This window comes from Streptomyces sp. NPDC049577, assembly GCF_040675635.1.
In the GTDB taxonomy this organism is placed as follows: Bacteria; Actinomycetota; Actinomycetes; order Streptomycetales; family Streptomycetaceae; genus Streptomyces.
The window spans coordinates 1-9,070 of sequence record NZ_JBFAPH010000255.1; the positions used below are offsets into that span (position 1 = coordinate 1).

A 9,070-nucleotide genomic window follows, 5' to 3' on the forward strand; every position below is an offset into this window, starting at 1 on the left:
CACCGCGCCCGGCGCCGGCAGCAGGCGCCGGTCCAGCTTCCCGTTCGGCGAAAGGGGCAGCCGGTCCAGCCGGACGAACCGGGCCGGGATCATGAACTCCGGCAGGTGGTCCGCCAGTTGCCCACGCAGGCGGACCCCGTCGAGGGCACGGCCGTCCTCGGTGACGTAGTAGCCGACGAGGTACGTGCCGCGCCCGGCGGAGACGTGGTCGGTCACCGCGGCCTCGCGGACCTCCGACACACGGGCCAGTGCGTCCTGGACCTCGCCGAGCTCCACCCGGTTGCCGCGGACCTTCACCTGCCCGTCGATGCGCCCGAGGTACTCCAGGGTGCCGTCGGCGAGCCAGCGGGCGAGATCACCCGTGCGGTACAGCCGGCCGCCCAGCACCCAGGGTTCGTCGAGGAACTTCTCCCGCGTCAGCTCGGGCCGGTTCAGATAGCCGCGGGCCACCTGGACGCCGGCGACGCACAGCTCGCCCGGCACGCCCACGGGCTGCGGCGCCCCGTCCGGCCCGATGACGTACAGCTCCGTGTTGTCGATGGGCCGCCCGATGGGCACCCGCCTGACCGTCCGCCCCGGCTCCGCCGGGCACTCGTACGCGGAGACGTCGACCGCCGCCTCGGTCGGCCCGTACAGGTTGACCAGTCGCGGCGCGCGGTCGCCGGCCGGCGCGAAGACCCGGTTGAACTGCTCGACGCGCCCCGGCGGCAACGCCTCGCCGCTGCAGAACACGTAGCGCAGCGACCGGGCCTCGGCCAGTCTCTCCGGCGCCTGCTCCAGCAGGTCCAGGAACGGCCCGAGCATGGACGGGACGAAGTGCAGCACACTGACACCGTGCTCCGCGACGGTGCGCAGCATCAGCTCCGGGTCCTTCTCCCCGCCGGGCGGCAGCAGGGCGACGGCGGCGCCCTCGATCGCCCACCAGAACAGCTCCCACACCGACACGTCGAACGAGACGGGCGTCTTCTGCAGCAGGACGTCACCGGCGCCGATCGGGTAGGCGCGCTGCATCCAGGCCAGCCGGTTGACCACCGACCGGTGCTCGACCATGACGCCCTTGGGCTGTCCGGTCGAGCCCGACGTGTAGATGACGTAGGCCAGGTCCCGCGCGGTGGCGACGGGCTCCACCGGGGCGTCCGGACGGTCCGGGCCGTCCAGCAGCTCCTCCACCGGGCAGACAGGGACGCCCTCCGGCACGGGCACGGCCGTCGCCGGGGCATCCGTCACCACGGCCTTCGCGCCGCTGTCCGCCAGCACGAAGCCGATCCGCCGCGCCGGATGGCCCGGATCGACGGGCACGTACGCGCCCCCCGCCCTCAGGATGCCGAGGATCGCCGGCAGCAGGTGCGGTCCGCGCGCCATCAGCACGGCCACCCGGTCGCCCGGACCCACGCCGCGGGCGCGCAGCGCCGCGGCGACCCGGCCGGAGCGGGCGTCCAGCTCCGCGTAGCTCAGCGCCCCCCGCCCGTCCGGCGGGAACACCGCCGGCCGCTCGGGCACCAGGGCCGCCCGCGCCTCGAACAGGGCGGGCAGCGTGGCATCCTCGGCGAACGCCACGCGCGGGCCCCTGGCGAAGCGCTGCAGCCGCTCCTGCTCCGGCCCGCCCGGCAGGGGCAGCTCGGCCGCCGACCGCTCGGGCTTGTCCAGACCGTGCCCGATCAGCGACATCAGGTGCTCGGCGAGCGAGGCGACGGGCAGGTCCTCGTCGAACACGTCGGTGGCGTAGTTGAGGATGACCAACAGGTCGGACGTGCCCCGCGTGCTGACCGTGTAGACCGCCAGGGCCTCCTGGTCGTGCGGCGGCACGAAGTGCAGCGGCCCGCTGCGCTCGACGCCCTCCGCCAGCGGTTTGACCGGCTTGAGCGACATGAAGGACAGCGTGACGTCGTAGAGCCTGCGCTCCGCGCCGCCGGCCGCCGGGAGCTCCCGCAGCAGCTCCCCGTAGGGCAGCCGCTGGTGCTCCTGGAGAAGGGTCAGGGAGTTCTGCACCTGCGCCGCCACGTCCGCCAGCGGCCGGCCGCCGGGGACCTCGACGCGCAGCGGCAGTGTGTTGGCGTACTGCGCCACCGTGGAGAGCTCCGCGCGGGTACGGCGGTTGAGCAGTGGCACACCGAGCACGGCATCACGGGTGCGGTGGACGCGCGCCAGCCAGGTGCCCAGCGCGGCCGCGAGGAACGCGAACGGCGAGCCGCCCCCCTCCTTGATGCGCTCCACCACGTCGCCGGGCAGGGTGAACGCGTGCCGGCCGAAGGCGGGCACCGCCTGCGGCTCGTGCCGCCGGGCGAAGAAACTCGGCTCCATCCGCGCCAGTTCGCCGCGGTGGAAGGCCCGGTCGGCCTCGTACTGCGGCGAGGCGAAGTAGTCGTCCCGCCCGGCGACGGCGTCCAGCGCCGACGGCGCCGCGTCCCGGCGGTTCGCAGCCCCTCCGCGCGCCCGGCGCGCGTACTCCTCCGTCGCCTCGGCGTGCACGAGGTACATGGCCCGCCCGTCGATGACCAGATGGTGCGCCTGGATCAGCAGGTGGACTGCCGTGTCGCTCTCCCGCAGCAGCGCGGCCCGGAACAGCGGCCCGTCACCCAGGTCGAACGGTGTCCGCAGGACCCTCTCGCGCCAGGCCAGGCATGCGGCCCGGGGATGGGGCGTGGACGAGAGGTCGACGACCTCGACGGCCGGTGTGCCGTCCGCCCCCAGAGCGCCGGCGAGCCACTGCCGCGGAACGCCGTCCCGCTCGCCGAAACGCAGCCGGAAGGCATCGTGCCGCTCCAGCGTCAGGGTCAGGCAGTCGCGGAGCAGAGGAACGTCCACGGCACCCGTGAACTCCTCGACGATCGTGGCATTGAACTGTGGACTCTTCGGCGCGCGCGTGGCGGCCAACCAGATGTCACGCTGATACGGCGACAGCGGAACACTTCGTTCCGCGGGCAGCCGAGAACTCCCCGTGTTGATGAGCTTTCCTTCCCCCGTGACGTGCTGTGAGCAGCCGAACGCGCGCCCGGAACCGGGCGCGGCGGCGAGTGGTGGGCCCGGGCGCCGACATGGCGCATCGAACAGGCCCGTAGTGGTTCAGCGATGATCCGGCCGATGCGTCCATGGACGCGAGACGGACGGCCGGAACGGCCCCGACTGCGGCGGTGGCGCCAAGCCACGTCGCCTGACCTCAGCGTTCTCTTGCGATGTCCTCCACAGGATTCCCCCCTTGATCCCGGCATACCGGACGGACCTGGCTATCGTGTGCTTGGCGTGATCCGTTCGAAAACCCGGGAATCGGCCACTCCACCGGCCGGAAACAGCCGTGACGAACACGACGCCCCCGCTGTTGGGGACTCCCTCGCCCGGGGGCACCGGCGCTGCTACCGTGCGCGCCGCGCAGCGCGCTGGTCCTGCCGTGACGCCGGCGCCGGAGCGCGCCCCGGCGGGCTGACGGCCGACCTGGAAGTCCGAAGCCGGCCGTCCCGTTGCGCGGTTGCGGTCCTTGCCCGGTGGCGGGCCGGGTGGACCGAGGGCCGCGAAACACCTTCGCGCCTGCTCGTCCCGTCCGGTACGGTCTCGGGCGTGTTCGCACTGCGGGGCCCAGGAGCTCGGCGTGTGGCCGCCCGGGTCCTTCCCACGCTGAGAGCGGGTTTCGTCCATGGCATGTCGTATCAGTGAGCTCGTGCTCGGTTGCCGCGACCCTGAGGCGCTGGCGCGGTTTTGGTGCGAGGTACTGGACTTCGTCGTGCTCGGTCGTGAGGACGACGGCTCGGTGGAGATCGGGCCGCGCGAAGGGTTCGGCGGCGCGCAGCCGACGCTTTTCCTCAGTCGCAGGGATGAGCCGGAGCCGGGGAAATCCCGGTTGCACATCGACGTCAACGCCACCGATCGCGACCAGGACGCCGAGCTCGAACGCCTTCTGAAGCTCGGGGCGCGCCCGGCCGACATCGGCCAGAGCGGCGAGGAGTCCTGGCACGTTCTCGCGGACCCCGAGGGCAATGAGTTCTGCCTGCTCAAGGCGCGCCTCAACCCGTTGTGACGGCCCTGTGCCCACGGCTGCGCGGGCCCTGTCGTTCCGCGCGGGCGGCGGAGCAGTGCATGGACGGCTCTCGCTTCGTGGAGAGCGGCGTGCCGGGCGGTGGCCAGGAGGCGGGGGAGTCCTCGATGAACGGCGAAGGAAGGGCTTGGTCCACTCGCCGACTTTCTGCCGATGCGGCGGGGACTTTCTCCCCCTAATGTTCCTTTCATGAGCTGTTCCAGAAAATCCATATCCGCTCGATATGCGTCCGGCACCCGGATGCGCTCGCATTCGTGATGCGCATCGCTTTTCTGCTGCACAATGCCTATGCCATCGGCGGCACGACCAGAACGACGTTCACCCTGGCCGCGTCCCTCGCCGAGCGGCACCACGTGCGCCTCGTCTCCGTCTTCCGGCACCGGGCGACACCGCTGCTCGAACCGCCACCGGAGGTGCCCCTCACCGCCCTGGTGGACCGCCGCGATCCCTCGGCGGACACGGCGGACCCGCGCGCCGCGCAGCCCGGCCTGTATTTCCCCGCGGGCGAGAGCCGCGCCGGTCAGTACCACCGCCTCGCCGAGCAGCGGATCACCGACTGGCTGGCCGCGACCGACGCGGACGCCGTGATCAGCACCCGTACCGGGCTCAACGTCCTGCTCGCCCGTTTCGGTCCGTCCCACGCCCTGCGCATTGGCCAGGAACACCTCACGCACGACACCCATCCGCACCGTCTCCGCCGTCAGCTGCGCCACTGGTACCCGTACCTCGACGCACTGGTGACGATGACGCGGGCCGATGCCCAGGCCCACCGCACCGGCCTGCGCCTCCCGTACGGCATGGTCGAGGCCATCCCCAACAGCGTGCCCGCCACCACGGTGCCCCCGGCCGACTGCACGGCCAAGGTCGTCGTGGCAGCCGGGCGCCTGACCCGGGTGAAGCGGTACGGCATGCTCATCGAGGCCTTCGCCCGCATCAGCAGACAGCGCCCCGACTGGACCCTGCGCATCTATGGCACGGGCCCCGAGAAAGACCGGCTCGCCGCCGATGTCGAACGCCGGGGCCTGGGCGGCCGCGTGCAGCTCATGGGGGTCAGGACGCCACTGGATCCCGAGTGGGCGAAGGGGTCGATAGCGGCGGTCACTTCTGCGCAGGAGTCCTTCGGCATGACCATCGTGGAGGCGATGCGCTGCGGTCTGCCCGTGGTCAGCACCAACTGCCCGCACGGCCCGCGCGAGATCATTCGCGACGGGGTCGACGGCCTCCTGGTACCGCGCGACGACGTCCGCGCCTACAGCGCGGCCCTCCTGCGTCTGATGGACGACCAGCAGTTGCGCACCCGGATGGGAACAGCCGCTCGCGAACGCGTCACCCGGGCCTTCGCCCCCCATGACGCCGCCCGCTGCTACGAGGACTTGCTCACCGCCTTGCGCAGCCGCCACACCGCACGTCCGCCCGGCGTACCCCCGTGGCACGACGACAACCGGCTCCTGGGAACGGCCGCGCTGTACCGGGCCACCGGCACCCTCCTCGCACGCGGGGCACTGCGCCGCCTTCGCCGCACCGCGCTCAGAGTGCGCGTGCCGTGACAACACCGCCCCTCTCCCACGACGCGCAGACGGGCCCGGCGCACCGGCCTGCTGGGGGCGCCGGACGGCGAGTTCGCCCGGCTCGGTCGGTGACCTCGGAGTCACGCTCCGCAGCTTCCTTCCGCCGCGATCCGGACCAGCGGGGCGGGTGCTGCCGGCCCAGTCGCCGGGCCGGCAGCCTCAGGGGTGGAGGCCGCCGGCCTTCGGGGCCGTCACCCTTCGGGGTAGAAGACGAACAGCGTGCAGCCCGTCGCCGTCTGGGGGACGTGCCAGGAGCCGGCGGGGCGTGGATGAAGGAACCTGCCGGGTAGTCGCGTTCGCCGTCGTTGAAGACGCCGGAGACCACGAAGACCTCCTCGGGCCCGGCTCGTGGACGTCGGTCCCGTCCAGCGGGTGAGCAGGTCCATCTCCAGCACGTGGGCGGCCGCACCGCCGTCTCCGTGCCACCGCGGGCGCAGACGGATCCCGGGGAAGAGCTCGCGCACCGGTGCGTCCTGCACGGTGGCCCACGCGTAGCCGTGCATGTTCGGTTCTGTCGAATCCTGTCGTGTCGTCATGCGACCAGCCTGACAAGGGTTCGGCCTCCGGCCGAGTGTCAGAAATGACGTCCTGCGGTACTTTCTTGCCAGGCACCAGGTCGTGGCGCTCGTCCGCCCACCCCAGTCGACCAGCGACTCGCCGACCGCTTCCCGGCCGTCCACGTCGAGCCGGACGTGCTGTACGTGGACCACGGCGACGTCGCCGCCAGTGCGGGCGCAGGTGCTGGGATCGACCTGTGCCTGCACCTCGTCCGCTCCGACCAGGGCGCCGGGTACGCCGCGCACGTCGCCCGGAGCATGGTCATGCCGCCGCACCGCGAGGGCGGCCAGCTCCAGTACGCGGCGCCGCCGCATCCGGTGCAGATCGACAGCTCACTCGCGCCGCTGCTGGAATGGGCCGCCGGGAGGCTCGGCGAGCCGCTGACCGTCGAGGACCTGGCCGCGTACGCCGGTATCTCGGGCCGTACGCTCGCCCGGCGCTTCGCCGAGCAGCTCGGCACCAGCCCGGGACAGTGGCTGCTGGCCCGACGGATCGCCGTGGCCCGGGAGCTGCTGGAGACCTCCGGCCTCCCGCTGGAGGCCGTGGCCCGCCGCGTCGGGCTCTCCTCGGCCACCAACCTCCGCAGGCGCTCCTCAGCGCGCTCGGCACGACACCGGGCGCCTACCGTCGTGCGTTCCGCGCCGAGCCGGGTGCGTGACGTCGCTGCTGTGCCGGGTGAGCGCCCACAGTACGAGCGCGAGGCAGCTGAACGTGGCGCCCAGTGCGCACACGGCTTTCCAGCCGGCTGTCGCGTAGAGGGAGGTTGCGGTGAGGGCGCCGGTGGCGCTGCCGATCGAGTAGAAGATCATGTATCCGCCGATGAGGCGGCTGCCCGCGTCCGGGTGCAGCGCGTAGATCAGGGTCTGGTTGGTGACGTGGACCGCCTGGACGGCGAGGTCGAGGAGGACCACCCCGGCGAACAGGGCCCAGAGCGAGGTGCGGGTGAAGGCCAGCGGCAGCCAGGAGGCGGTGAGCAGGGCCAGGGCGATGCCGGTGGTCCGCCGGGAGAATCCGCCGTCGTTGAGCCGGCCTGCCACCGTCGCGGCCAGGGCGCCCGTGACTCCGACCAGCCCCAGCGCCCCGATCGCGCTGTGCGACAGGAAGTACGGGGCCTCACTGAGCGGCAGCGCGACGCTGCTCCACAGGGTGCTGAAGGCGGCGAAGACCAGCAGGCAGAACAGGGCCCTGAGCCGCAGGAGCCGTTCGCGTGCGAACAGGGTGAGGGTGGAGCGCAGAAGCTGCCCGTAGCGCAGGGTCGTGGGCGGGGGGTCGGTGGGGCGGGGCAGGACCCGGTGCAGCACCAGAGCGAGCAGGGCGGTGAGCGTCGCGGAGGCGAGGTAGACGGAGCGCCAGCCCGCGAGGTCGGCGATGAGACCGGATGCGGTGCGGGCGAGCAGGATGCCGGTGACCACACCGCTGGTGACCAGGCCGACGATCCGTCCGCGCTCGGCGGGAGGGGCCAGTGATGCCGCGAAGGCCACCAGCGTCTGGGTGACGACTGCGAGGAGCCCCGTCGCGGCCATGCCCGCGAGCAGGACCGCTGCCGTACGGGCGGCAGCCACCACGGCCAGGGCCGCCACCAGGAGCAGCAGCTGGGCCACGATGAGCCGTCTGCGGTCGGCCATGTCGCCCAGCGGCACGAGGAAGAAGAGTCCCAGCCCGTAGCCGACGTGAGTGAGGGTGACCACGCTGCCGACCAGTGCCGGGCTCATGGCCAGGTCACGGCCGATGGTCACCAGGAGCGGCTGGGAGAAGTAGACGTTGGCCACCGCCGCCCCGCAGGCGACGGCGAACAACAGGACGACGCCACGGGAAAGGACGAACGCGGCACCCTCCTCCTCGCTTCGGGTCTCGCTCCGATGTGTCACAGCCTCATCGCTGTCGGGCATGACGCTCCCCCCAGTCTGGTTTCAACTTGCTACCAGCGGCGACGGTAGCTTTCTTGGTAGCATGTTGCAACCACATGAGAGTGAGGGACGCCATGGTGAGCAGGACCCGCTTCGACGACAGCGAGTGCCCCGTCGCCCGGTCGGTGGACGCGATCGGTGACTGGTGGTCCCTGCTGATCGTGCGGGACGCGTTCGACGGAAGCCGGCGCTTCGGAGAGTTCCAGCGCAGCCTCGGCGTGGCGAAGAACATCCTCACCGCGCGCCTGCGCACCCTGGTGACCGGCGGTGTCCTCGAATCCGTCCCTGCCTCGGACGGCAGCGCCTACCGCGAGTACGTGCTGACGCCGAAGGGCAAGGCACTCTTCCCCGTCATCGTGGCCCTGCGGCAGTGGGGCGAGGAGAACTTCTTCGCCCCCGGCGAACCACACTCACAACTGGTCGACCGCCGCCAAGGACACCGCCTCCGCCCACTGCAAGTGCTGTCCGCGGACGGACGACCGCTCACCCCCGACGACACCACCGTCCACAAGGTCACCGGCCAGTGACCCCACCGGGGACCACCCTTGTGCATGGGCACGGAAGCGCCCGGCGAGGCCCCGCGGCGTCACCCCGGCACGATCCCCACGCCGACCGGCTGCTCACGGGCAGCGGCGACGACCGGTGCCGCGGCCACGGTGCCCCGCACCGCCATGCCCACCGACGTCAGATGACGGCGTGACCGCGACCGCGCCCCACAGCTCGACGACCACTACCGGATCCTGGACGCCCCCGGAGCCGAGACGGACCGGGTGGAGCGGGCACTGCTCGGCATCCACCACGTCATGGTGCCCTCCGAGCCGGTGACCTCACCGCGCACCTGGAACTTGACGGCCCTCCTCCGCCTGACTTCCGACCGAGAGCCACCCTGTGCCGCCGGCTGCTGGGCCACGGGAGCGGGCCTTGGAGAGCCAGGATGCTCCGGCCACCGCCGGACCGCGTACCGAGGATCTCGTGTGGCTGGAGAAGACGCCTGCCCTGCGGGACGAGGC

At 72.2% G+C, this 9,070-nt stretch carries 6 protein-coding genes and 1 pseudogene; 4 read left to right on the forward strand and 3 right to left on the reverse strand.

The features are described 5' to 3' along the window. On the reverse strand, positions 1–3,051 hold a 3,051-nt coding region (locus tag AB0K09_RS24215), incomplete at its 3' end, for an amino acid adenylation domain-containing protein (protein WP_366067484.1). A 577-nt stretch (positions 3,052–3,628) separates the two neighbouring features. Between AB0K09_RS24215 and AB0K09_RS24220 the strand changes: the two genes are divergently transcribed. Beyond that, the gene (locus AB0K09_RS24220) at positions 3,629–4,009 is read left to right on the forward strand and encodes a VOC family protein (RefSeq protein ID WP_366067478.1); all 381 of its coding nucleotides are present in this window, start codon (positions 3,629–3,631) and stop codon (positions 4,007–4,009) included. Between the two features lie 275 nt (positions 4,010–4,284). After that, positions 4,285–5,574 carry a glycosyltransferase family 4 protein gene (locus tag AB0K09_RS24225; protein ID WP_366067479.1) on the forward strand — a complete coding sequence of 430 codons (1,290 nt, stop codon included), beginning with the start codon at positions 4,285–4,287 and terminating at the stop codon, positions 5,572–5,574. Here the strand turns inward: AB0K09_RS24225 and AB0K09_RS24230 are convergent. Then, the gene (locus tag AB0K09_RS24230; RefSeq protein WP_366067480.1) at positions 5,555–6,004 is read right to left on the reverse strand and encodes a cupin domain-containing protein; all 450 of its coding nucleotides are present in this window, start codon (positions 6,002–6,004) and stop codon (positions 5,555–5,557) included. The genes AB0K09_RS24225 and AB0K09_RS24230 overlap by 20 nt on opposite strands. A 241-nt stretch (positions 6,005–6,245) precedes the next feature. Between AB0K09_RS24230 and AB0K09_RS24235 the strand changes: the two are divergent. Continuing rightward, positions 6,246–6,811 (forward strand): annotated as a pseudogene (locus tag AB0K09_RS24235) (helix-turn-helix domain-containing protein); the annotation flags it as partial. Here the strand turns inward: AB0K09_RS24235 and AB0K09_RS24240 are convergent. Continuing rightward, positions 6,747–8,042, reverse strand: coding sequence for an MFS transporter (locus tag AB0K09_RS24240; RefSeq protein ID WP_366067481.1), 1,296 nt, complete (start codon positions 8,040–8,042; stop codon positions 6,747–6,749). The pseudogene AB0K09_RS24235 and the gene AB0K09_RS24240 overlap by 65 nt on opposite strands. A 92-nt stretch (positions 8,043–8,134) precedes the next feature. On the opposite strand from AB0K09_RS24240, the gene AB0K09_RS24245 reads away from it, so the two are divergent. Then, complete coding sequence (locus AB0K09_RS24245) at positions 8,135–8,587, forward strand: helix-turn-helix domain-containing protein (RefSeq protein WP_366067483.1); 453 nt, start codon at positions 8,135–8,137, stop codon at positions 8,585–8,587. The last annotated feature ends 483 nt before the right edge of the window (positions 8,588–9,070 follow it).

Excerpts from the sequence above, each read along its gene's own strand:
- AB0K09_RS24240 (WP_366067481.1), bottom strand. The coding sequence starts at position 8,042 with ATGCCCGACAGCGATGAGGCTGTGACACATCGGAGCGAGACCCGAAGC.
- AB0K09_RS24225 (WP_366067479.1), top strand. The coding sequence starts at position 4,285 with ATGCGCATCGCTTTTCTGCTGCACAATGCCTATGCCATCGGCGGCACG.
- AB0K09_RS24220 (WP_366067478.1), top strand. The coding sequence starts at position 3,629 with ATGGCATGTCGTATCAGTGAGCTCGTGCTCGGTTGCCGCGACCCTGAG.
- AB0K09_RS24245 (WP_366067483.1), top strand. The coding sequence starts at position 8,135 with ATGGTGAGCAGGACCCGCTTCGACGACAGCGAGTGCCCCGTCGCCCGG.